Origin of the sequence: Corynebacterium doosanense CAU 212 = DSM 45436, from assembly GCF_000767055.1 — a bacterium.
GTDB lineage: Bacteria > Actinomycetota > Actinomycetes > Mycobacteriales > Mycobacteriaceae > Corynebacterium > Corynebacterium doosanense.
In genome coordinates this window covers 1,998,013-2,020,418 of the sequence record NZ_CP006764.1, presented here as the reverse complement: position 1 = coordinate 2,020,418, position 22,406 = coordinate 1,998,013, and the positions used below count along the sequence as shown (strand labels likewise).

At 68.1% G+C, this 22,406-nt stretch carries 23 protein-coding genes and 2 tRNA genes; 13 read left to right on the top strand and 12 right to left on the bottom strand.

Translation table 11 applies throughout. From position 1 onward, the window contains the following. The first annotated feature begins 296 nt into the window (after positions 1-296). Genes CDOO_RS09880 through CDOO_RS09870 form a run of 3 tightly spaced genes read left to right on the top strand, consistent with a single transcriptional unit; the run spans position 297 to position 2,598 of the window. Positions 297-1,679, top strand: a complete 1,383-nt coding sequence (locus tag CDOO_RS09880; protein WP_018020737.1) for a glycine--tRNA ligase — start codon at positions 297-299, stop codon at positions 1,677-1,679. Then, positions 1,679-2,185 carry a hypothetical protein gene (locus CDOO_RS09875; RefSeq protein WP_018020738.1) on the top strand — a complete coding sequence of 169 codons (507 nt, stop codon included), beginning with the start codon at positions 1,679-1,681 and terminating at the stop codon, positions 2,183-2,185. Before CDOO_RS09880 ends, CDOO_RS09875 begins: the two co-directional genes overlap by 1 nt. Continuing rightward, positions 2,185-2,598: a hypothetical protein gene (locus tag CDOO_RS09870; protein WP_018020739.1), complete on the top strand. Its 414-nt coding sequence runs from the start codon at positions 2,185-2,187 to the stop codon at positions 2,596-2,598. Before CDOO_RS09875 ends, CDOO_RS09870 begins: the two co-directional genes overlap by 1 nt. Here the strand turns inward: CDOO_RS09870 and CDOO_RS09865 are convergent. Beyond that, positions 2,595-4,613 (bottom strand): TPM domain-containing protein, encoded by a 2,019-nt coding sequence (locus CDOO_RS09865; RefSeq protein ID WP_018020740.1) that lies wholly within the window; start codon positions 4,611-4,613, stop codon positions 2,595-2,597. The genes CDOO_RS09870 and CDOO_RS09865 overlap by 4 nt on opposite strands. A gap of 40 nt (positions 4,614-4,653) precedes the next feature. On the opposite strand from CDOO_RS09865, the gene CDOO_RS09860 reads away from it, so the two are divergent. Next, positions 4,654-5,313: a YdcF family protein gene (locus tag CDOO_RS09860; RefSeq protein ID WP_018020741.1), complete on the top strand. Its 660-nt coding sequence runs from the start codon at positions 4,654-4,656 to the stop codon at positions 5,311-5,313. Positions 5,314-5,319: 6 nt separating this feature from the next. Then, positions 5,320-6,594: a deoxyguanosinetriphosphate triphosphohydrolase gene (locus tag CDOO_RS09855; RefSeq protein WP_018020742.1), complete on the top strand. Its 1,275-nt coding sequence runs from the start codon at positions 5,320-5,322 to the stop codon at positions 6,592-6,594. Here the strand turns inward: CDOO_RS09855 and CDOO_RS09850 are convergent. Genes CDOO_RS09850 through CDOO_RS09840 form a run of 3 tightly spaced genes read right to left on the bottom strand, consistent with a single transcriptional unit; the run spans position 6,584 to position 7,812 of the window. Further along, positions 6,584-7,141 (bottom strand): hypothetical protein, encoded by a 558-nt coding sequence (locus CDOO_RS09850; protein ID WP_018020743.1) that lies wholly within the window; start codon positions 7,139-7,141, stop codon positions 6,584-6,586. The two genes, CDOO_RS09855 and CDOO_RS09850, sit on opposite strands and share 11 nt — an antisense overlap. A gap of 1 nt (position 7,142) precedes the next feature. Continuing rightward, complete coding sequence (locus CDOO_RS09845) at positions 7,143-7,400, bottom strand: hypothetical protein (RefSeq protein WP_018020744.1); 258 nt, start codon at positions 7,398-7,400, stop codon at positions 7,143-7,145. Then, the gene (locus CDOO_RS09840; RefSeq protein ID WP_018020745.1) at positions 7,387-7,812 is read right to left on the bottom strand and encodes a guanyl-specific ribonuclease; all 426 of its coding nucleotides are present in this window, start codon (positions 7,810-7,812) and stop codon (positions 7,387-7,389) included. Before CDOO_RS09840 ends, CDOO_RS09845 begins: the two co-directional genes overlap by 14 nt. Positions 7,813-7,914: 102 nt before the next feature. Here CDOO_RS09840 and dnaG point away from each other — a divergent pair, with 102 nt between their 5' ends. Both dnaG and CDOO_RS09830 read left to right on the top strand, forming a co-directional pair. Beyond that, positions 7,915-9,819 (top strand): DNA primase, encoded by a 1,905-nt coding sequence (gene dnaG, locus CDOO_RS09835; protein WP_018020746.1) that lies wholly within the window; start codon positions 7,915-7,917, stop codon positions 9,817-9,819. 5 nt (positions 9,820-9,824) lie between these two features. After that, positions 9,825-10,271 carry a helix-turn-helix transcriptional regulator gene (locus CDOO_RS09830; protein WP_018020747.1) on the top strand — a complete coding sequence of 149 codons (447 nt, stop codon included), beginning with the start codon at positions 9,825-9,827 and terminating at the stop codon, positions 10,269-10,271. Here the strand turns inward: CDOO_RS09830 and CDOO_RS09825 are convergent. Together CDOO_RS09825 and CDOO_RS09820 are read right to left on the bottom strand one after the other, a co-directional pair. Beyond that, entirely contained in the window at positions 10,268-10,519 is a 252-nt protein-coding gene (locus CDOO_RS09825) for a hypothetical protein (protein WP_018020748.1), read from the bottom strand. The two genes, CDOO_RS09830 and CDOO_RS09825, sit on opposite strands and share 4 nt — an antisense overlap. A 56-nt stretch (positions 10,520-10,575) precedes the next feature. Then, positions 10,576-12,408 carry a glycoside hydrolase family 15 protein gene (locus CDOO_RS09820; RefSeq protein ID WP_018020749.1) on the bottom strand — a complete coding sequence of 611 codons (1,833 nt, stop codon included), beginning with the start codon at positions 12,406-12,408 and terminating at the stop codon, positions 10,576-10,578. Positions 12,409-12,507: 99 nt separating this feature from the next. Between CDOO_RS09820 and CDOO_RS09815 the strand changes: the two genes are divergently transcribed. The 3 genes from CDOO_RS09815 to CDOO_RS09805 all read left to right on the top strand — a co-directional run bounded on the left by CDOO_RS09815 (position 12,508) and on the right by CDOO_RS09805 (position 15,740). Beyond that, on the top strand, positions 12,508-13,833 hold the full coding sequence (locus tag CDOO_RS09815) for a hypothetical protein (protein ID WP_018020750.1): 1,326 nt from the start codon (positions 12,508-12,510) through the stop codon (positions 13,831-13,833). 577 nt (positions 13,834-14,410) lie between these two features. After that, a complete protein-coding gene (locus CDOO_RS09810) occupies positions 14,411-15,304 on the top strand; it encodes an SDR family oxidoreductase (RefSeq protein WP_018020751.1) in 894 nt (297 codons plus the stop codon). 76 nt (positions 15,305-15,380) lie between these two features. Beyond that, on the top strand, positions 15,381-15,740 hold the full coding sequence (locus tag CDOO_RS09805; RefSeq protein ID WP_018020752.1) for a DoxX family protein: 360 nt from the start codon (positions 15,381-15,383) through the stop codon (positions 15,738-15,740). A gap of 57 nt (positions 15,741-15,797) precedes the next feature. Here CDOO_RS09805 and CDOO_RS09800 read toward each other — a convergent pair. From CDOO_RS09800 to CDOO_RS13975, 5 genes are all read right to left on the bottom strand, one after another. After that, positions 15,798-15,870 (bottom strand) — tRNA-Asn (locus CDOO_RS09800). A 390-nt stretch (positions 15,871-16,260) separates the two neighbouring features. After that, positions 16,261-17,154, bottom strand: coding sequence for a hypothetical protein (locus CDOO_RS09790; protein WP_018020754.1), 894 nt, complete (start codon positions 17,152-17,154; stop codon positions 16,261-16,263). A 187-nt stretch (positions 17,155-17,341) separates the two neighbouring features. After that, positions 17,342-19,003, bottom strand: a complete 1,662-nt coding sequence (locus tag CDOO_RS09785; protein WP_018020755.1) for an alkaline phosphatase D family protein — start codon at positions 19,001-19,003, stop codon at positions 17,342-17,344. A gap of 90 nt (positions 19,004-19,093) precedes the next feature. Further along, positions 19,094-19,402, bottom strand: coding sequence for a hypothetical protein (locus tag CDOO_RS09780; protein WP_018020756.1), 309 nt, complete (start codon positions 19,400-19,402; stop codon positions 19,094-19,096). A gap of 134 nt (positions 19,403-19,536) precedes the next feature. Next, positions 19,537-19,686, bottom strand: a complete 150-nt coding sequence (locus CDOO_RS13975; protein ID WP_018020757.1) for a hypothetical protein — start codon at positions 19,684-19,686, stop codon at positions 19,537-19,539. Between the two features lie 95 nt (positions 19,687-19,781). Here CDOO_RS13975 and CDOO_RS09775 point away from each other — a divergent pair. After that, positions 19,782-19,858 (top strand) — tRNA-Ile (locus CDOO_RS09775). A gap of 34 nt (positions 19,859-19,892) precedes the next feature. Then, a complete protein-coding gene (locus CDOO_RS09770; protein ID WP_018020758.1) occupies positions 19,893-21,041 on the top strand; it encodes an ArsB/NhaD family transporter in 1,149 nt (382 codons plus the stop codon). A gap of 100 nt (positions 21,042-21,141) precedes the next feature. Here the strand turns inward: CDOO_RS09770 and CDOO_RS09765 are convergent, their stop codons facing one another. Continuing rightward, positions 21,142-21,717: a hypothetical protein gene (locus tag CDOO_RS09765; protein ID WP_018020760.1), complete on the bottom strand. Its 576-nt coding sequence runs from the start codon at positions 21,715-21,717 to the stop codon at positions 21,142-21,144. Between the two features lie 149 nt (positions 21,718-21,866). Here CDOO_RS09765 and CDOO_RS09760 point away from each other — a divergent pair, with 149 nt between their 5' ends. Then, complete coding sequence (locus tag CDOO_RS09760; protein WP_018020761.1) at positions 21,867-22,379, top strand: ferritin; 513 nt, start codon at positions 21,867-21,869, stop codon at positions 22,377-22,379. Positions 22,380-22,406 lie beyond the last annotated feature (27 nt).

Here is a 22,406-nt window from a genome sequence, read left to right as displayed (position 1 = left end):
GTGATGAAACTCCACGGTAGCGGGGATATGGAAGGAGCGAAACCCCGGCGGCGCGGCGGAGCCCGGACGTTCAGTTCCAGTACAAACACTATATGGTTGTCCTACTTTAAGGGTTGACAGGGCCCCATGTCACGCCCTACCGCGTTTCCTGCGGGCCGGTTAGTTGCCCCGCCGCGCCCTCTGCCCGTGTCAGCAGGGGCGCTACACTGTGGGAGCAACTGCCTCGCGGTCCGGCGGAGACGCCATCAGGACACCGCTGAGCGAATCCCCATTGTCTAGGAGTCGAAGAAACCCCCATGGCTGCGTCTGTGATCGATACCGTCGTCAACCTCTGCAAGCGCCGAGGACTGGTCTTCCCGGCCGGAGAAATCTACGGCGGCACCCGCTCCGCATGGGACTACGGCCCGCTGGGAGTCGAGCTCAAGGAGAACATCAAGCGCCAGTGGTGGCGCCACATGGTCACCTCCCGCGCGGACGTCGTCGGCATCGACAGCTCCATCATCCTGCCGCGCCAGGTCTGGGAGACCTCCGGGCACGTCGACGTCTTCTCCGATCCCCTGGTGGAGTCGCTGCACACCCACAAGCGTTACCGCGCCGACCACCTGCTGGAGGCGTACGAGGAGAAGCACGGCCACCCGCCGGCCAACGGCCTCGCCGACATCAACGACCCCGAGACGGGTCAGCCCGGTTCCTGGACCGAGCCGCGCGAGTTCTCCGGCCTGATGAAGACCTACCTCGGCCCCGTGGCCGACGAGGAGGGTCTGCACTACATGCGCCCGGAGACGGCGCAGGGCATCTTCGTCAACTTCAAGAACGTCATGACGACCGCCCGCATGAAGCCGCCCTTCGGCATCGCCAACACGGGCAAGTCCTTCCGCAACGAGATCACCCCGGGCAACTTCATCTTCCGCACCCGCGAGTTCGAGCAGATGGAGATGGAGTTCTTCGTCAAACCCGGCACCGACGAGGAATGGCACCAGCACTGGATCGATGACCGCCACCAGTGGTACATCAACCTGGGCATCCGCCCGGAGAACCTGCGCCTGTTCGAGCACCCGCAGGAGAAGCTCTCGCACTACTCCAAGCGCACCGTCGACGTGGAGTACGCCTTCAACTTCGCCGGCTCCAAGTGGGGCGAGCTGGAGGGCATCGCCAACCGTACCGACTACGACCTGCGCGTGCATTCCGAGGGCTCCGGCGACGACCTCTCCTACTACGACCAGGAGAACGACGAGCGCTGGATCCCCTACGTCATCGAGCCGGCCGCCGGCCTGGGCCGTGCCATGATGGCCTTCCTCATCGACGCCTACCACGAGGATGAGGCCCCCAACTCCAAGGGCGGCGTGGACAAGCGTGTCGTGCTCAAGCTCGACCGCCGCCTCGCGCCGGTCAAGGTGGCCGTGCTGCCGCTGTCGAAGAAACCCGAGCTCTCCGAGCCCGCCCAGCAGCTGGCCGACGGTCTGCGCGAGTTCTGGAACATCGACTACGACACCTCCGGGGCCATCGGCCGCCGTTACCGCCGCCAGGATGAGATCGGCACTCCGTTCTGTGTCACCTTCGACTTCGACTCCCTCGAGGACAACGCCGTGACCGTCCGCGAGCGTGACTCCATGGAGCAGGTCCGCGTCCCGCTGGCAGAGCTGCAGGGTTACCTCGCGCAGCGCCTGATCGGCTGCTGATGCGCTACACAAGCTGGGACCGCTCCGACCCCCGTGCACCGATCCTCCGGGAGGAGGACGGGGTGCGTGATCTCGCAGTCTTCACGGAGAGCACCGCCACGGTCGGAGAGGAGCAGTGGGCGCTCGACGTCGACCCGAAGTCCGGCGCCTCGATGACACTTCCCGACGGCCGCGAGTTCCGCGCCCGGGGAAACCTCAAACGCGGCTCCCTGGTCGAGGCCACCGTCGCCGAGCGCTCGTTCCACCTGGTGGGGGAGACCTCCAAGGACTGGGTCATCGAGGACGCGGCCGGCGAGAAGTTCGGTCAGTTCACCGGGGCCCACCGCGGCGTGCGCAGGGCGATCGTCGAGTTCGACGGCGAGGGTGAGCCCACGGAGGAGGAGGCCATCGCGCTGAGCTGGTTCGCCCGGCTGATCCTCGACGCAAAACAGACCAACGCGGGTATCGCGCTGATCGTCAGCATGCTGCTGCTCACGCTCGTCGCAGTTCTGGTCTGGATTCTCTGATGCAGCACTGGGTCTGGGACGGCGACGAGTTGCTGGCCGACGACGGCTCAGTGATCGCCCACGTCTCCGACTCCGTGCTGCACGTGGACGGCCAGCGAGTCCCGCTCGAGCGTGGGCGCACGCGGTTCGAGCTGACTTCGACGGACGGCTCGATGCGCCTGCGGCAGCAGGGCCTGACCGTGACCATCCTGCACGCCGACTGCGAGGGGCGCACCTACGTCCTGGCGCGGCGCAATCCCTGGCGCAAGCGGCGCGACATCAGCACCGCCACCGGGGTGGTGGCGGAGATCCGCCCGCAGCTGTCCGGGAAGGTGGAGGTGCGGCGTGATGTCGCACTACCGCTACTCGACGCCGTCTTCCTCACCTGGGGATGTGTCCTAGTGGACGCTCCCCAGCGGGAGACCCGGATCTAGAATCCGCCGCCGCGGAAGCCTCCGCCGCCGCCCCCACCGCTGAAGCCGCCACCGCCGCCTCCGAAACCGCCGCCGAATCCGCCACCGAAACCACCGCGGCCGCCGCCGGAGAGCATGGAGCCGATGACCATGCCCTGGATCAGCTGCCCGCTGGTCTGCGCGGCCTGTCGACGCTGGTAGGCGCGAACATCGTCGTTTGCAGACTTGGCCGCGTACTGCGCCGCGGTGCCGGCCGCGCGGGCGAACTCCGTGGCCTGACGGGTGTCGCGCAGGCGCAGGGTCTGCGCCTGCGCGGCGAGTCGCTGCCCCTCCGCGAGGTGGGTGCGGGCCTGCGAGCCGATGAGACGGCCGCGGGAGGCGATTAGATCCTCCGCACCCTGCAGCTGGGAGACCGCCGCGGACAGCTGCTGGTCGAAGAGTCCGAGCTGTCGTTCCTGGGACTGGGTGGTTTCCCGCGCAGAGTCGAGCTGCTCGTCGAGACGCGAGTCAATCTCCATGAGGTTGCTGTGGGCACTCAGCGGGTCCGCGTCCATGATGGAACGGGCCTCGGTGAGGCCGCGCTGTGCCTCGGCGACGGCGGCGTCGAGAGCCGGCCAGTTCACGGCGGCGCCCTGGCTCGTGCCCCGGGCCTTGAGCTGCGCGGCCTCGGCGATCTCACCCTCGACCTCGGCGATCAGCCCGGGCAGGCTGGTCTTCGCGGACGAGATGTTGGCCTCGGCGTGTTCGATGCCCTGGAGCAGGGAGTCGGCGAGCGCGATGGCCCGCTCGGACTCGCGGATCGCGTCGATCAGCCCGCCCTGCTGGCCGGCGGGTTTCGCCTCCAGGGCCCTGGCCTGAGAGAGGGAGGACTCGGCGTGGTCGAGGGCCTCGTCGATCATGTCGTCGTTGTCGTTGATGCTGGTGAGCATCTCGGGGGAGTAGTTCGTGCGCAGCGCGGCCAGGGTCTGCGTGGCGGGCTCGAGGCGGGCGCGCAGATCGACCGTGCGCTGGGTGAGCTCGTCCAGCTTGGCGGACGCGTTGATGAGCAGGTTGCGCAGCTCGGCGAAGTGCCCCGACTCCTCGTTGAGCGCCTGCTGGGCCTGGCCGCAGCTGGAGATGATGTCGGTGTACATGGCCCGCTGCTCGGGCTCGGTCTCCGGGATGGAGTCGTTGAGCTGCGCGCGGGTCTGGTATGCCCGCTGTAGGGCGGAGCTCGCCGCGTTGAGCGCCTTGAGGAAGGGACGGGTGCGTTCCGGGCCGAACTCGGACGACGCGACCTGCAGTTCCTCCTGAGCTGCGCGGACGGACTCATCCGTGGCCACGATGACCTCCTCGCTGCGCGCGCGGAGCGTGTCGACGGGGAGCGAGGCGATCTGCCGGGTGTCAGCGGGGTCGAGCTCCCGCGAGGTGGCCAGGGCATCGCCACGCTGCTTCTTGCTCTGTCGCCGCGAATAGGCCCACAGGCCACCGCCGGCGGCGACGGCTCCGACACCACCCGCGCCGAGCCAGGCCGCGGACTCGCCGGACACCTCCCCCTGGCCGAGAATGGCTTCGGCGCCGTCGACGGGCGCCCCGGCCCAGTCGCCGGCGCGCAGCGCGTCGAGCGCACCGGCGTCGAAGGCGTCCAGATCCGAGTTGCTCCAGGCGGAGCCGCCCAGGAGTCCGTACTGGCGGTCCCCGGTGGCGACGGCGAACACACCGATGTTTCCCCCGCCGGAGGAGTCGACCGCCGAGCGGGTCCACTGCTCCGGCGTCTGGCCGCCGAAGCTGTCCAGGTAAACCACCCGCAGGGTGAGCTGCTTCTCGTCCTGCAGCCGGGCGATGGCGTCCTCGATGGCGGAGACATCCGCGGCCGAGAGCACACCGGCATCGTCGGTGACGGGCTGCCGCAGCTGGGTTGAGGTGGCCTGGGCCGAGAACTGCAGGTCGGCGGCCGCGGCGAACGGGGCGGTGGCGACACCGGCGATGCCGGTGATGAGGCCGCCGGCGGCGACGGACCACAGGGCGAGGGAGAAGGATCGACACTTCGGATTCATGGGCACAACTCTACTCACCGGGCGGGCATACTGACTCACGATGAAACGCCTCCTGTTCGCCCTCGCCCCGGCCGCCTACCCGCTGCGCATCCTCGTCCACGCCCGTCGGCGCCGGGACGCGGGAGAGAACCCGGGCGCGGTCGCGGTACTGGGGACCGCGCAGTACGACGGCCGTTCCTCGCGCCAGCTGCTGGGCAGGCTCGAGCACGCCCGTGACCTCGCCCGCCGCTGGCCGGAGGCGAAGGTGTTCACGCTGGGTGGGTCATTGCCGGGGGACAGGTTCGCCGAGGCCGGGGTGTCGCGCACCTTTCTCCTCGAGCAGGGCATATCCGCCGACCGGATCACCGCGCTGGAGGTGGGGTCGGACACCCGGACCTCCGCCGAGGCGTTGGCCGCGCAAAACCCCGGCCGGGTGGTGGCGGTGACCGATCCCCACCACGCGCTGCGCACGGAGAAGATCTTCCGCTCGGTGGGCCTGGACGCGGTGGTCTCACCCACGCCGTACTGCCCGGTGCGGTTCCCCGTGAGACAGTGGTGGCTCACTCTCGCCCATGAGGTGGGCGGATTGCTGGTCGCCGACGTGTTCCTGCTGGCCGGGGCACGCGCGGCGGATAGGGTGGAGGACAGTTTGCGGAGGTGCGAGGGGGCTCTCCGGCCGTCGAGAAGGGCGCGGCATGAGCACATCCGCGCCGGGAAATGAGGAGATGTGTACGACTACACGGCCGCGGACACCGAGCGTCGTGGGGCGGAAGGCCCCAAGTCCAGCCAGCTCGGTGACGGTGAACCGGACAACCGGGACGCGTTCTCCCGGGACCGGGCCCGGGTGCTGCACTCGGCGGCTTTGCGACGCCTCGCCGACAAGACGCAGGTCGTCGGCCCCCGCGACGGCGACACCCCGCGCACGCGCCTGACCCATTCCCTGGAGGTAGCGCAGATTTCCCGGGGCATCGGATCGGGCCTGGGCCTGAACCCGGACCTGTGTGAGATGGCGGGGCTGACCCACGACATCGGGCACCCGCCCTACGGCCACAACGGCGAGTTGGCGCTCAACGAGGTCGCGCAGGACTGCGGCGGCTTCGAGGGCAACGCGCAGACACTGCGGATTCTCACCCGCCTGGAGCCGAAGATCCTCGGGCCGGGTGGCGAGTCTCTTGGCCTCAACCTCACCCGCGCCGCCCTGGACGCGGCGTGCAAGTACCCGGTGACCCGCACCAACCCAGACGGCTCGGAGAACCGGAAGTACTCCGCCTACGACGAGGACGCGGAGATTCTCGCTTGGGTCCGTGAGGGCCACTCCGATGCCCGCCCGCCGATCGAGGCCCAGGTCATGGACTGGTCCGACGACATCGCCTACTCGGTGCACGACGTCGAGGACGGGATCGTCTCCGGCCGCGTGAGCCTCAAGGTCCTCTGGGACCTAGTCGAGTTGGTGTCGCTGGCGGAGAAGGGCGCGCAGGCGTTCGGCGGCAACGTGGAGGAGCTTCTCGACGCCGCCGCCTCCCTGCGCGAGCTCCCCATCGTCGCGGCCGCCGCGGATTTCGACGGCAGCCTGCAGGGCTACGTGGACCTCAAGAGGCTGACCTCGGAGCTGGTCGGCCGGTTCGTCGGCGCCAGCGTCTCCGCCACCCTCGCGGCGACCGGGCCGGACCCCCTGGGCAGGGAGAACGGCGCGCTGGTGGTGCCCAGCCTGGCCGGCGCCGAGGTGGTGCTGCTCAAGTCGATCGCCGTGCTCTACGTCATGGACGAACCCCGCCACAAGCAGCGTCAGGACCGCCAGCGCGAGCGCATCTTCCGGGTGCATGACTACCTGCACGCCAGCGGCGCCGGCGGGCTGGATCCGATGTTCCGGGCCTGGTTTGAGAACGCTGCGGACGATCGCGAGCGTCACCGCGTGATCATCGACCAGATGGCGTCCATGACGGAGTCCCGGCTGGAGCGGGTGGCTCAGCAGTCGGCGGGGCTCGCTGGATTCATGGGGTAGGCAGGCGGTCGTCGATAAGCGACGTCACCTCCGGGGCATCTACCACGACGTGGTGGAAACCCATCTCCTGTCGGGCCTGAATGACCGGGTCAAGCGCGCCGCCGCCGTGGAGGAACGCGAGCTCCCGGGCGGTCAGGGGTGTCACCGGGAGCGCCTCCGAGCTGCGGCCGGGCACGGGGACGCCGATGGCCGCTGCCATAACTTGCCCGTCGGTCAGTGGCGGGGGAGCGCTGAAGGGCGCGGGCGCGGTGACGACGAACGGGGTGTCCGGCCACTGCGCGGTCACCAGCGAGCGGCAGAGCGTACTCAGCAGGTCGAACTGCCACTGGTTGCGCACCTGCGCGGTCAGCCAGCCCTGGGCGGTGGGCATCTCCAGGTACAGCTCGGTGGGGCCCAGGCCCTCCGAGGCCAGGATCAGCGACTGCCAGGTGCGGACGATGCGGTAACGCTGGTAGCCGCGGGGCCACGACGGCTCGCCCATGGCGAGGGCGTCGGAGGCGACGTCGATGAGCGGTGAATCCGACACCCCGATGCTGTCCCAGTCCATGTCAGCGCACCCACGCGATGCCGAGGTCGTCGAAGACCTGCCGCAGCGCATGCTCGTCCGAATGGTCCAGGGAGCAGTGGCTGCAGATGACCTTGTCCACGTGGGTCTCGCGGAGCAGGTCGGCCATGTCGTCGAGGTTGGTCGGGGCGGGGCGGTGCCCGCGGTCGGGCAGGCGCAGCGCGGAGGCCAGGGCGGTGAAGAACTGCCCGCGGGAACCGACCTCGGAGGTCAGCAGAATGGCGGAGTTACGTGTCGGCATCGGGGATCTCGCAGAAGGACTCGTAGTGGTCATCGGTGTAGTGCCAGGTCTCGGGGTCTTCCTCCGTGCCGCCGCCGGTGACGATCCGGCGCGGCCCGCGGTGATCCAGGCCCGGCGTGACGACGGTGTATTCCCGGTAGTACCCGGAATCCTGGTCAGGAAGCACACCCTCGTAGTTGCCGAAGCGCTGGTTGTCGTTGTCGGGGAAGTCGTAGGGCCCGCCGGCGTTGATGTCGGCGGCCGTCTCCTCCGCCTCGTCGGGAAGGGAATCCAGGGCACAGGTGCCGGAGCTGTCCGTTCCGGAGCCGCGCTCCTGCGCCTGGTCGAGCCCGAGGTATCCGGCCACGACGGCGAGCAGCAGCCCGCCGATCGCGGCGCCGGCCCTCTTCAGCGGGGATTTTCCTTCGGCCATGACTCCATCGTCTCACGGCCACCCCCCGTTCACAGAACCGGACCTGCTGGGCCTGTGGATAACCCCGGGGTGTGGTTTGCCAGACGCGGTAGTCTGTCCCACATGGCACAGGGACGTATTCCGGAGAGCGACATCGAGGCTATTCGTGAGCGCGCCGCCATCGACGAGATCGTCGGGGAATACGTCCAGCTCAAACCCGCCGGATCCGACTCGCTCAAGGGCCTGAGCCCGTTCAAGGACGAACGCACCCCGTCCTTCCACGTGCGCCCCGCCCGCGGCTACTACCACTGCTTCTCCACGGGCAAGGGCGGCGACGTCTTCTCCTTCCTCATGGAGATGGAGCAGCTCTCCTTCCCCGAGGCGGTGGAGACGGTCGCCCAGAAGATCGGCTTCCACATCAACTACCAGGGTGGATCAACCGGCGCCCGCAACGAGAAACCCGGCACCCGCCAGCGGCTCATCGCCGCGAACAAGGCCGCCCACGCCTACTACCGGGAGCAGCTGGAGACCCCGGAGGCGGCCGTGGCACGCAACTTCCTGCTCGAGCGCGGGTTCGGCAAGGAGATCATCCTCCACTTCGAGTGCGGCTACGCGCCCGACGGCTGGGACTCCATGACCAAACACCTGCTGCGCAAGGGGTTCGATTTCCCGGAGCTCGAGGCCGCGGGCCTGTCGACGATGGGCAGGCGCGGGCCGATCGACAAATTCCGCCGCCGGCTGCTGTGGCCCATCAAGGATCTCTCGGGCAACGTCATCGGCTTCGGCGCGCGCAAGCTGTTCGACGACGATCCCATGGGCAAGTACATGAACACCGCGGACACGATGCTCTACCACAAATCCAAGGTGCTCTTCGGGCTCGATCTGGCCAAGAAGAACATCGCCGCCTCGCACCAGGCCGTCGTGGTGGAGGGCTACACCGACGTCATGGCCATGCATGCCGCCGGCATCACCACGGCGGTGGCGTCCTCCGGCACGGCGTTCGGCGGGGACCACCTGCAGATCCTGCGTCGGCTCATGCTCGACGACTCCTACTTCCGCGGCGAGCTGATCTACACCTTCGACGGCGACGAGGCCGGGCAGAAGGCCGCGATGCGTGCCTTCGAGGGGGACCAGGACTTCACCGGCCAGTCCTTCGTCGCCGTGGCACCCGAGGGGCAGGACCCCTGCGACCTGCGCCTGAACAAGGGCGACGCCGCGGTCCGCGACCTCGTCGCCTCCCGTGTGCCCATGTTCGAGTTTGTCATCGACTCGCTCATCAACGAGTACCGCACCGACACTCCCGAGGGGCGCCTGCAGGCGCTGCGCCGCGCCATCCCCGTCGTCGCCGGGATCCGCGACCAGGTACTGCGCACCGAATACGCCCGCCTGCTCGCCGGCTGGGTCGGCTGGCCCGACCCCGACGAGATCGTGCGCCAGGTGCGCGAGGAGGCTAAGAAACCAAAGACCGAGAAGAAGGAGCGCTTCGGTCGCGCCACCCGGTTCGACCAGGCGTCCTCGACCAGTACGCAGGACACCGCCATGGTCATCCCGCCGAACCCGCGGGACCCCCGGCTCTGGCCGGAGCGTGAGGCCATCAAGCTCGCCCTGCAGGAACCGGAGGCCGCCGGCACCTACTTCGACGGCCTCGCCGACGACGCCTTCACCAACGACGCCTACCGCGCCGTGCGCACCGCCATCACCGCGGCCGGCGGCCTCAGCGCCGCGCGGTCCGGCGGGGTGGACTGGATCTCCTCGGTGGCGGGGGAGATGCTCGACTACTCCGGGCGCAACTTCGTCTCCGAGCTCGCCGTCGAGGAGATCATCAGCGACCACGACATGCCCGCCTACGCCGACCAGGTGCTCTCCCGCCTGCAGGAGCAGCGGGTGGGCAACGAGATCTCCCAGCTCAAGGCCCGGCTGCAGCGGATGCGCCCCTCCGACGACGAGCAGGCTTACAACAGCCTCTTCTCGGACCTGGTGGCGCTCGAGCAGGCCAGGCGGGAACTCAACGACCGGGCCTTCCGCTGACGGGTGTGGAGATCACCCTGCACCTGCGCGGCATCCACGCGGGCGACGACGAGTTCGCGGGCCTGGCGGAGGCGTTCACCGACGGTGAGCTCGCGCGGCACAAGGGGGTGGACACCCTCACCGTGCTCGCCGCGGATGAGGCGGCCGCGCCGGAAGTGGTGGAACGGGCCGTCGAGAAGCTTCGTCACGCCGTGGACGGGGTCCGGGTGGTGCGGGTCTCACCCGGGGTGGTGTCGGTGCCGGAACTGTCGGCGTTGACGGGAATCGAGCGGGAGACGGTGCGGAAGTGGACGAAGCGGGAGGATTTCCCGCCGATGTTCGACAACCTGCGCGGCCACAAACTGTGGCTCTGGCGCGAGGTGATCGACTGGGTCGAGCGCGAGTCGGGCACCGGGTTCGACGACCGGCCGCCGGGCGCCGAACTGGAGCGGCTCCTGAACAGCAGTTTCTAGTCCTCGTCGTGCTCGAGGATCGCCTGGCCCTCGATGCGCTCCGAGCGGTTGAGGTTCTTCACCTCACGCATGCGCGGCTGCGGATCAATGCGGTTGGCGATGGTCTTGCGCGCCGAGGAGACCACCTGGCGGGTCAGCGGCGAGTTGGCCACGGTCTCCGCGCCCTGCCGGATCTGGTGGTAACGCTTCCGGCCCGCCTTCGTGCCGAAGACGTATCCGGCGGCCGCGCCGACAACGAACTGAATCATGAGTGGTATTTCTCCCGATAGAAGGCTGGGCAACGTCTGCTGCCCAGACAGCCTACCTAGCTTTGCCTGTTCTTCACGTCGTCGATGGTCACGGCGGCGCGCACCAGTCCCAGGTGCGAGAACGCCTGCGGGAAGTTGCCCGCCAGCCGGCCGTGTTCGGTGGAGTACTCCTCGGAGAGCAGCTTGAGGTCCGTGGCGACATCGACAACCCGGCAGAACTCCTCCTCCGCGTCTGCCAGGCGACCGGAGCGGGCGTACTGCTCCGCCAGCCAGAACGTGCACAGGAGGAAGGGGTACTCGTCGCCGGTCAGGCCGTCGTCGCCGTTGGTGCGGTAGCGGTGGAGGAATCCGTGCTCGTCGAGCAGCTCGGACTCGATGCGCTCGGTGGTGGAAATCATCTTCGGGTCGTCGTGGTCGACGAAACCGATCTGGGCCAGCTGCAGCAGGGACGCATCCACCTCGGCGTTGCTGTACCTCTGTGTGAACGAGCGGATCTCCTCGTTCCAGCCCTTCTCCATGATCTCCGCCCGGAGGCGGTCGCGCTGCGCACGCCAGTGATCAACAGGTCCGTCCAGGCCATGCTTCTCGACGGCCCTGATCCCCCGGTCGTAGGCCGCCCACATCATCGCCCTCCCGTGGGTGAAGAAGTCGGGCTCGCCGCGCATCTCCCAGAGTCCCTGGTCAGGGGTGTCGAACCGCGCGTCCTGGAACTCCAGCAGGGCCTTCTGCATGTCCCAGCTCAGCTCGAACTCCTCGTGGCCGGAATCGCGCAGCACCTCGAGCGCGACCATGACCTCGCCCACCACGTCGGCCTGGTACTGCTCGGCGGCCTCGTTGCCGACGCGCACCGGCGCGGAATCCTCGTATCCGGGCAGGTGGTCCAGGGAAAATTCGGGGAGGTGGCGTTCGCCGCCGAGCCCGTACATGATGCGCAGGTTGGACGCGTCGCCGGCGATGGCGCGCAGCAGCCAGTCGCGCCACTGCTCGGCGCGGTTGCTGAAGCCGGCGCGGGCGAGCACCTCGATGGTCAGTGCGGAGTCACGCAGCCACACGTAGCGGTAATCCCAGTTGCGCACGCCGCCGAATTCCTCGGGCAGGGAAGTGGTGGGTGCGGCCACGACTCCACCGGTGGAGTAGTCCGTCAGGGCGCGCAGCGTGAGCAGGGAGCGGCGCACGTAGTCGCTGTAGCGGCCGCCGATGTCGTCGGTGCAGGACCACCGGGTCCAGAAGGCCTCGGTTTGTTCGACGCTGGAGGAGTAGTCCGCACCCGGGGGCACGGGATCGAAGGAGCAGAACCAGGTGAGCACCCATTCCGCCTGCTCCCCCTCGGAGAGACGGAGAGCCGTGGAGTGGCACGGCACGTCCTCGGAGGAATCGGCGAGCTCGGGGCCCATCATGTGGATCGCGTTGGGCCCGGACACCGCGCGCAGGACCGGTGTCCCGTCGTCGTGGGCGAACCTCTCGAAGTACGGGGTCGACGAGCCGTAGTCGAAGCGCAGGCGCAGGGTGGTGTCCACCTCCACCGTCCCGGAGGTGCACCGCACCTGGCGGATGAGGTCGTGCCGGTTGTGCTCCGGGGACGCGTCCTCCGCCCCCGGGTGGCCCGGGCCGATGGGCATGAAGTCCGTGACGACCGCCTCGCCCTCCGGGCCCTTCCACACCGTCTCCAGAATGAAGGTGTCGGGCCGGTAGGAGCGGGAGATGACCTCGCCGTCGACGATGCGCACGCACCAGTGCCCGTGTTTCTTCGACCCGAGGAGCGAGGTGAAGACGGACTGGGAATCGAAGCGCGGCATGGGGAGCCAGTCGACGCTGCCCTCGCGTGAGACCAGGGCGGCCGTCAGCGTGTCGGAGAGCAGGGCATAGTCCTCGAGGGGAGTGGAGGGCATGCGGCAGGGCCGCCTTTCTCAGTCAGTGGTGTCCGGGGTCACCCCACCCTAGCCATCGGCCCAGCGCCCCGAGGCGCAGAACTCACTAGGGTGGCCGGCATGACGAAGAAAGCCACCCTCCTCATCCTCGGCGGGGCAAGCGACCTCGCCCGCCGACTCCTCATCCCCGGAGCCGCCAACTTCCTCGCCGTCCACCCGGAAGCCGAGATCGACATCGTCGGTGTGGGCACGACCCCGCAGGAGGACTACCCGGGATTCATCCGCTCCGCCGTCCAGGAATCGGAGCTGGTGGAGGACGAATCCGTGGGGGAGCGGCTCGCAAAGAACTCCCGGTTCATCGAGGCGGACGCCACCGACGACAAGGAGCTCGCCCGGGTGATCGGCGAGGCGAATCCGGAGACCAGACTGGTGATCTACTGCGCCCTGCCGCCGTCGGTGGCGGGTTCGACGATCGACGCGCTCTGCTCGGTCGAGCTGCCGGTAGGCACGGTCCTGGCGATAGAAAAGCCCATCGGCACCGATGCGCCGAGCGCCGCGGACGTGGAGAAACGCGCCCTAAAGGTCGTCGACGAGTCCCACCTCTACCGGGTGGACCACTTCCTCCAGCAGTCCGCGGTCTCCTCGCTCATCGGTCTGCTGGCCCTGAACCGCCCGCTGCTGGACAGCTTCCGGGCTGAGTCGGTGGAGAGCGTGGACTTCGTCTACGAGGAGACCCTCGCGCTCGAGGGGCGGGCCGGATTCTATGACTCCACCGGCGCCACCCGAGACATGCACCAGTCCCACCTCATCCAGGTGGTCATGCACATCCTCGCGGTGGGTGGGGACGAGTCCGTGGCGGATCTGCTGGAGCACGCCAGCGCCGACCCCGCGAACGCCCGCCGCGGCCAATACACCGCCGGCGAGATCGACGGCCACCGGGTGCCCGCGTACACCGACGAGGAGGGGATCGACGAGTCCAGCACGACGGAGACGCTGTCCCAGGTGCAGATCGATATCGACACCGACCGGTGGCGCGGCGTCCCCGTGCGCCTGCGCTCCGGCAAGGCGTTCGGCACCGAGCGCAAGGACCTGACCATCACCTACCTCCCCTCGGACGTGGCGGACGGACCCCGCACCAGGATTGTCATCACCTTCGACGACGTGCTGCACATCCAGATGCACGTCACCGCCGGACTCGGGGTGGAGAAACACGAGCCCCTCGAGGCGGTCGCCGAACTCCACGAGGGACACCTCAGCCCCTATGCCCGGGTGGTCCGCGCCTTGGTGGCGGGGGATCACCGCCGCGAGGTGCCGGCCGGAACCGCCGCCCGGGCCTGGGAGGTGCTCCAGCCGGTGCTCGACGCGTTCGACAACGACGAGGTCGAGCTGGAGAAGTACCCCGCTGGCTCGGACACCTTCGACCAGTGGTCTCCCCCCGGAGAGTGAGGCGAGAAGCCCTAGCCCTCGCCACCGCGCCCGGAGTGAGATAAATTACCTTTCACTCCTGCCGGCGCGACCCTCTGCGCGCCGGCGATCAGCGAAAACCCTGGGCGAGAGGCGGGTGGTGGCGGTGGCACGACAGCGCCCGAATGCGCCCGCCCTCTCCCACCCCGCGGGAGCCGGGGCTGCTGCGCCGGATCCCGAGCGCCCCGGAAGCGGGGTGATCGCGCTGTCGGCGCTTTCGCTCGTGAGCGCGGCCGCCCCTGGAAGATCTCCCGGCTACCCGACAGTGACCGACCGATAAAACTCCCTCCGCGCGATTTGCGGGAGTGTCGAATATCGCCCCTGTTCCGCTGAGAAGTATGGATTATTTTCGGGGATTCGGGTGGGGAGTTCGTCGAGAAGTGTCCCTTTTCTTCCGGGGGATTAAGGAAATTCAGGAACCCCGCATACGTACGGGGCTTTCTGGCGGGCGCTTCGCCGCGGCGGCGACCCAGGCATTCGGCAATCTTTATTTGTGTATCTTGGGGCCCGTGGCCAGCCGAGAGGATGGCCGCCGACCGCAACACCTGGAGGAGAAGCAATGATCAACAAACCCGCAGCAAGTGATCCCCGCACCGTCTTTGACAAGGTCGATCCGCCGAAGCAGACCCAGCCGGAACCGGGCCTGGGCATCGAGATGGAGCCCCTCGCCGACATCGGCATCGACACCTACCAGGGCACCGGCCGGCTCAAGGGCCGCAAGGCACTGGTCACCGGTGGTGACTCCGGCATCGGTGCGGCCACGGCCATCGCCTACGCCAAGGAGGGCGCCGACGTCGCCATCGCCTACCTCCCCAGCGAGCAGGCCGACGCCGACCGTGTCATCAAGGCCATCGAGGACGCCGGCCAGAAGGCCTTCGCCTACCCGGGTGACATCGCCGACAAGTCTTACGCCCGCAAGCTCATAGACGAGACCGTCAAGGCCCTCGGCGGCCTGGACACCCTGGTGAACAACGCCTCGCGACAGATCTGGGCCGAGGGCCTGGAGAACATCGCCGACGAGCAGTTCGAGCGCACCATGCAGGTCAACCTCATGGGCACCTTCTACGTCACCAAGGCTGCCCTCGAGCACCTCAAGCCCGGTGCGTCGATCATCTTCACCACCTCGATCCAGGCCTACCAGCCGTCCGAGACGCTCCTGGATTACGCCATGACCAAGGCCGCGCTGAACAACCTGTCCAAGGGCCTGGCCACCGAGCTGACCCCCAAGGGCATCCGCGTCAACGCCGTCGCGCCGGGCCCGATCTGGACCCCGCTGCAGCCGAGCCACGGCCAGCCCCAGGAGAAGATCGAGGGCTTCGGCCAGCACGCGCCCTTGGGTCGCGCCGGCCACCCGGTCGAGCTCGCCGGTGCCTACGTCTACCTGGCCTCCGACGAGTCCAGCTACACCTCCGGTGAGACCCTCGGTGTCACCGGCGGCTCCGTCACCCCGTAGCTCCCGGTGCCGGAAAGCGTGACGACGTCAGCGTCGTCACGCTTTTTTACTGCCCGGTTCACGTAGCGTCGGCGGCATGACCATCCCTCACCGCGTACTCACCGGAATCTTCGGCGTCGCCGGCGCGCTGCACTTTCTCCGGCCCGACCCCTTCGACTCCCTGGTGCCTCCCCAGCTTCCGGGCTCCCGCCGTTTCTACACCTACGCTTCCGGGGTGGCGGAGCTGGCCACTGCCGCGTTGCTGACCAATCCGTCGACCAGGAGGCAGGGCGGGCTGGCCACCGCCGTGCTCTCCCTGGGTGTGTGGCCCGGCAACATCTACATGGCATGGCTCTGGCGCCGCCGGCCCTGGTACCGGCAGCTGGTCTCTCTGGGTCGCCTGCCGCTGCAGATCCCGCTGATCACCAGCGGCCTGCGGATCCACCGCGGGGAGTAGGGCACACAAAAACACCCCGGTCAGAAGTTCATTTGACCGGGGTGTTCTCTGATGTTGCTCCTCCAACTGGGCTCGAACCAGTGACCCTTCGATTAACAGTCGAATGCTCTGCCAACTGAGCTATGGAGGAATACATTGTGCCGCGCGTTTCAGTGGAAACTGATCCGTGCAACGGGTTCATACTTTAGCCACCGCTACTACGTGCGGGCAAATCGCCAGGTAAGGGGCGAATCGTGGTACCCGGCCGCGCGTTCAACAGCAGGATGGCCGTCGCGGTGACGGACGAAGCGACCGCGAACAGGGCCACCAGCCCCAGGGCGAAGTAGGTGGGGGTGCCGAAAGCGGGACGGTGGAGCGGGAGCAGTGATGCCTGGAGGTCATAGGCGATCAACAGGGCGAAATTGACGCCGGGCAACGAAATGAGAAAGGCTGCGGGCTGGGCTCGGTCATCCCATCGAGGTGGCGGTGGTGGACGGGGTGTGTCATTGCGAGGATGAAGCAGAGAACAAACAGCAAGGCCTCAACGATGAGGACGTCGAACGGCCCCGAGTTCAGCAGGAGACTGTCGGTGGAGAAGGTCGGGGCCGGGGCTGCGGACAGTACGCCACCCGGGTGCCTGTCCGAGGTCAGCACGATGGACTGCGTGGTCAGGATGGGGACGATGAGCCAGAAGATTCCCGAGTTGTAGAACGTGACGCCCCGACGGGCGATGCTCAGGGTGCCCCACACGACGGCCACCATGCTGACGATCCCGGCGGCCGCGGCGGGCGTACGCGATGGGCAGGGAGGAGGCGCTGACTGCAGCCACGGCGCTCGGGCGGCCACAGGCGAGGATGCCGATTCCCTGCAGCGAGAGTGCGTAGGCCGCCAGGTGGAGATTATTGTTCGACGACAGCGAGGAGTAGCGGCGGGTGCGGAGGAACCGGTAGCAGGAACGGGCGAACAGACTCATCGTGGCCACGACGCTGAAGCCCAGGTCCACGAGGCTGAGGTTGATGAGAACCTGGATCACGCCCTCCGACAGCGGGAGAATCGTGCGGCAGACGACGGAGTTGACCAGAACGTTGAGGGTGAGTGCGAGCGGCACGGCGTGCAGGGAGCTTTCTCCGCCCCGGGCCGTGATCGCCGCCAGGCCGGTGGAGCGTAGCGCTCGGACGAACTCCCGGAAACACTGGTAGAGGAGCCACCAGTTGAACCCTGCGGCCACCAGGACGAAGAGAGTGCTGGCGACGGCAGAAGTTTTGCCCAGCAATTGACCCCGACGGAAGTTGTCCCCCATGTCGAAAGCGGTGACCACGACGTCGGGGTCGGCGGGAAACGGGTGGAGGAGGAACACGAACGCGACGAGCGCGATGGTGCCGCTGCAGAAGGTCGAGAGGAACCGGTGCGGGTGGTAAAGCCCGGAACTTGTCATTACCTTAGTTGACGCTAAGTTTCCACTCTGCACAATTGTCGAGAATAACTGATTAAGAAACGATAACAGAAGGATTCATTGGCATTTTGTGCATGACCTTTCGCGGAAATTACAATTTGCTGCGTGTTTCCCGGCAACCCGGACAGGTGTGTGCTCGGCCGGGGTTAGTCCCCGGTCAACCCCGGGCCTAGTTCCACCGCCACGCATGTCCGACGCCGACGCCCGAATTCGGGTCGGCGATCCCGGCCACCCGCAACCACTGCGCGTCCACTCCCCGGCGGTCCAGGGAGACGGTGGCGTACCCGTGCGCGTCCAGGTCGACGTGGCGCAGGTGCGGGTTGGCTAGGCGGAGCAGCTCCTCGCCCAGGTGGGAGATCGGGTTGTCCTCGGGCAGTTTGATGAACTCGTTGACGTTGGCCGCGGTGATGGACCCGCACACGACCTCCGCCCCGATCTCCCGGCCGTTCCAGTTGATCACGTGGCCCCATTCGGTGTGGATGTCCCCGGTGCAGAACAGCACCTTGGACCCCTGGTTTCCCAGGGTGTCCAGCAGCCGGCGTCGCTCCGCGGAGTAGCCGTCCCACTGGTCGCCGTTGAGCGGGATGCCCTCGATGCGGTGCTCGCCCAGGAAGTCGACGATGGAGCTGGTGTCGGGATTTTCCTGCAGGGTGATGAGGTTGAGGGGGGAGAACATCACGGAGTTGCCCATGATGGTCCACGCGGCATCCGAGGTGGCGATCTTCGCGTTGAGCCATTCGGACTGCTCGGACCCCAGCATGGTGCGGCCGGGATCGTTGAACTGGTCCAGGCGCAGAGTCTGCGCCTCCTTGTCGCGGTAGGTGCGCAGGTCCATGACCACGAGGTCGGCGAGGTCGCCGAATTGGAAGGAGCGGTAGATGTGCCCGCCCTGCGAGGGGTTGGTCGCGCGCACCGGCAGCCACTCGAAGTAGGCCTGCATGGCGGCGGCGCGGCGGGCTCCCCAGTCGCCCTCGGTCGCGGGGTCGTGATTCTCCGCGCCGTCGCGCCAGGAGTTGTTGGCGGTCTCGTGGTCGTCCCACACCACGATCCACGGCAGGGCCGCGTGGGCGGCCTGAAGGTTCGGGTCGGTGTGGCTCTGCCCGTAGCGGGTGCGGTAGTCCGCCAGGGAGACGATCTCGTGGGCCGGTTCGTGTAGCCGGTAGGGGCCGAAGCCGGAGAATCCGCCGCTGGCGTACTCGTAGAGGTAGTCGCCGAGGAAGAGCACAAAATCGAGCTTGCCGTCGCGCCCGCGGCGCGCCATGTCGCCGTACGCGGTGTAGAAACCTCCCTCCCAGTTTGCGCAGGAGGAGACGGCGAAGCGCAGGGAATCGGGCGAGGAGTCCAGCGGCGGCGCAGTGACGGTGCGGCCGACGGGGGAGACCTTTCCTGCGTACGGGCCGTCGACGACGGTGAAGCGGTAGAAGTACGTGGTGTCGGCGTCGAGGCCGTAGGGGTCGACGTGGACGGTGTGGTCGGCGGCGGAGGTGGCCACCACCCGGCCGCTGACGACCACGGACGCGAACTCCGCGTCCCGTGCGACGTCCCAGGCGAGAGTGACGTCCTCGCCGATTCCCGAACCGGGCATGGCCTCGGCGGACGGGGTGACGCGGGTCCACAGCATCACCGTGTTCGGCAGCGGGTCGCCGGACGCGACGCCGTGCAGGAAGGGCAGCTCGCCGAGGGGGATGGTCACCGGCTCAGGCGACGAGGAACCCGGGAAGTTGTCCAGGGAGCTCTGGGCGGAGGCCCGGGCTCCGGTGGATAGGCCCGCGGCCGCAAGAGCGGAGGTGGTGGCGGCGGACTGGAGGAATCGACGACGAGTATGGCTCATGACCTCACTGTCCTTCGTCCGCCGCCACCCGGCAACCGGTGCGCGCCCGAATTCTGAGAGTTCTCCCAGAATTAACTAAAAAGGGGTGCGTCAGCTGGTGGGCGAGGGGGTCTCCGTGGCCGTCACCTGAGTGGGAGCCTCCTGCTCCTCCTGCGGGTTGTCCGCCCCGCCGCCGGTGAGCCACCAGAAGAGGAACGCCGCGACTAGGAGCAGCGCGATGCCGATGATCCACCACCATTTCCGGTCGGCGGTGCCGTCGTCCTCTCCCGAGGGGCCGGCGCTGTTGGCCTTGCCGATGCCGGGGTTCTCGTGGCCGCGGCTCACGGGGTCGCGGGTGTCCAAGCGCGGGTCGACGGCTTCATTGCCTTCCTGGGGGGCGGGGGGGTTCGGGGTGGTCATGGTGGTCCTCCTGGCGGTTCCGACACGGCTAATTTCTCCGCCCAGGATAGTGGAAATTCACCCCGCCGGATGCGTTCCGGCTTATCGACGCCCCGGCCCGACCCTTCCCCGCGGGAGAACTACCTCCCCGCGAGTCACCACCACAGGATTCCCAGCAGCACGAGCAGGACCACCAGGAGCGTGATCCACATTCCGAGCCGACGGCCCGAGCGGGTGTCGTTGTCGCCCCGGATCACTGCGGAATCGGCGGTCTGGGTCTCGGGGTTGGTCTGCGGGTTGCTCATGGCTGCCTCCTCAGGTCAGGGTGTCTACGGCGCCCACGATACGTATCCGGGGGTTCAGGCCGGAGCGCGTCCGGGCGGTGGATATACTCCCCGGCGGGGCTATAGCTCAGTCGGTTAGAGCCGCGGACTCATAATCCGCTGGTCGCGGGTTCGAGCCCCGCTGGCCCCACCAGAGATTTCCCCTCCCGGGTTTACACTCGGTTCCCGTGAAGCCCGCCGTCACCTCCCTCGTGTTTCCCGTGGTGGCCGTCCTCGCCCTGGGGGCGCTGGCGGCCACCGACCTGCACGCGCTCGCGGACTATGGCGCCCGGGTCGTTCCCGTGCTGGCTTTTGTCGCGTTCATGGCCGTGGTGGTCAACGCCGCCGACGGGTTGGGGACCTTCGACATTCTGCTGGGGTCGCTGCGCGCGGGCCTGGGGATCCGGGGCAACGGGCGTCGAGAAGCGGTGGCCACCTGGGTGCTGATCTTCGGCGCCAGTGTCGTGTCCACCGTCTTTTTCTCGCTGGACACCACCGCGATCCTGCTCACCCCGATCGCACTGAAGCTGGCCGCGTCCGCGGGGCTCCATCCCCTGCGCGCGGCGCTCACGGTGGTGTGGACGGCGAATCTCGGATCGCTGCTGCTGCCGATCTCCAACCTCACCAACCTGCTGGCGGTGCAGACACCGGCGTTCTCCGGCACGGCGGATTTTGTGTCGGCCTCATGGCGGGCTGCGCTGGTGCTGCTCGCGGTGGCGGCGATCGTGCCCTGGCTGACGCCGGTGGGGCCGCAGGGGGAGCGACGCGCGGCGGAGCGGCCTCGGTGGACGAGGCCGGCCGTGATGTTCTCCCTGCTCCTGGCGGTGCTGCTCGGGGCGCTCCTGTCTCCGCTCCCCGTGTGGGTGAGCGCCGGGGCGGCCGCGGCGGTGGCGCTGGGGTTGACCGCGAGATGGAACCGGTCGGGTCTGCGCCTGTCGCTGGTGCCGTGGGGTTCACTCATTCTCACCCTCGCGCTCACCGCGGTGGCGGCGCTGGTTCACCGGCTGGGGTTGCTGGATGCGGTCACCGGAGCCGTGGCCTCGCTCATCGACGCCCCCCTCGCTGTCGCTGCCTGCGGCGCAGTGCTGGCCAACGTGGTGAACAACATCCCGGCCTACCTCGCGCTGGAGCCGGCCCTGGGGTCGAGGGAGGGGCTGATGGCGCTGCTCATCGGGGTCAATGCGGGATCGGTCATCACCCCGTGGGCGACGCTGGCCACGCTGCTCTGGGCGGAGCAGGCCGGGCGCCAGGGGCTGCGCATCGGCTGGGGTCGGTTTGTCCTGTGCGGGCTGGTACTTGCGCCGGTGAGTGTCGTGGCAGCTACGGCGGTGCTCTAACCCGCGGCCAGGTAGCGCGCCAGCTCCACCTCATTGTCGGAGCGGTCGGAGAGGGCGGCGAGGGACACCAGGGTGGTGATCACCCGGTCGCAGGTCGTGCTCACCACCATGACTCCGCTACTGTCCGCGTCGCCGATCCAGGTCCGGTGGCGCTGGTGACAGCACAGCGGGCGGGCGAGTCGCTGAGGAAAATACCCTCGCACAGCCCGAGGTGCACCATTTCCTGGAGGGTGCTGAGCCGCCCGCGTCCGACGGCGGCAACGGCCTCGTGCACGGCCAGCTCGTCGGGCGGGCGGGTCTCCGGATCGACCCGGTCCAGGCCGATGCGCGTGGAACCCGCGGGCCAGTGCAGGACAAGCTCCGTCAACCGGAGGGTGCCGGTCCGGGTGGGGCCCGCGCCGGGAGTCCAGTGGATGCGGGCTCTGCCGTGCAGCGCCGCGATGGCCATGGTGGTGTCCCATTCGAGGGCCTGTTTGCTGATCTGCAGCTCGATCTCACAGTCCGGGAGGTGGGCGACGTCCGGTTCCCGGCACGTGACGCTGAGGTCCCCGTTAGCGGTGAGACCGTGGGACAGCGCCGGGATGCGCTCGGTGGACAGGCTCAGCAGGCCCGCGCCGGCGAGCAGCCGGTTGGCCAGGCGCGGGGCGTAGTCGGTGAGTGTCGGGGGATTCGTCAAGGCAGGCCTCCAGGGGTTAAGTATTGCCAGCCTCCATTGCCGGGTGGGGCGTGGTCCAGGATGGCGGCCAGATTCCGATTCTGCGGGAAAACCCTGGCCAGAGATTCTATGGTGGCGGGGTTGAGCGGGGCGCAGTTATACTCGGGGCCATGAAAATCAACGAAAAGCTCCTGAAACTGCTCAACGACCAGGTCACTCACGAATACGAGGCGGCCCTCATTTACACCCAGCTCTCCTACGATCTCGACGACCTCAGCCTCGAGGGCATGAAGACGTGGATGGAGGCTCAGGCGGATGAGGAGCGTGTGCACGCGGAGAAGTTTGCCGGACATCTTCTGGCCCTCGGCTACCGCCCCGAGCTCGGCGAGTTCAAGGTTCCCGACCTCGCGGTGAAGTCCCCGCTCGACGCGTTCAACCACGCGTACGCCCACGAGCAGAAGGTTTCCGAGCAGATCCGCGAGATCGCCCGTGTCGCCGATGAGGTCGGCGATCTGGACTCGCGCCAGCTGATCAACTGGTTCCTCGACGAGCAGATCGAGGAGGAGGACACCGTGTCCACCATCATCGACCGCATCAAGATCGTCGGCGACGACGGCTCCGGACTCCTGCGTATCGACGGCGAACTCGGCGCAGCCCGCGAGCCCGCCGGCGGCCCGAAGTAACTCCCTCCCGAACCGCACACCCGCATT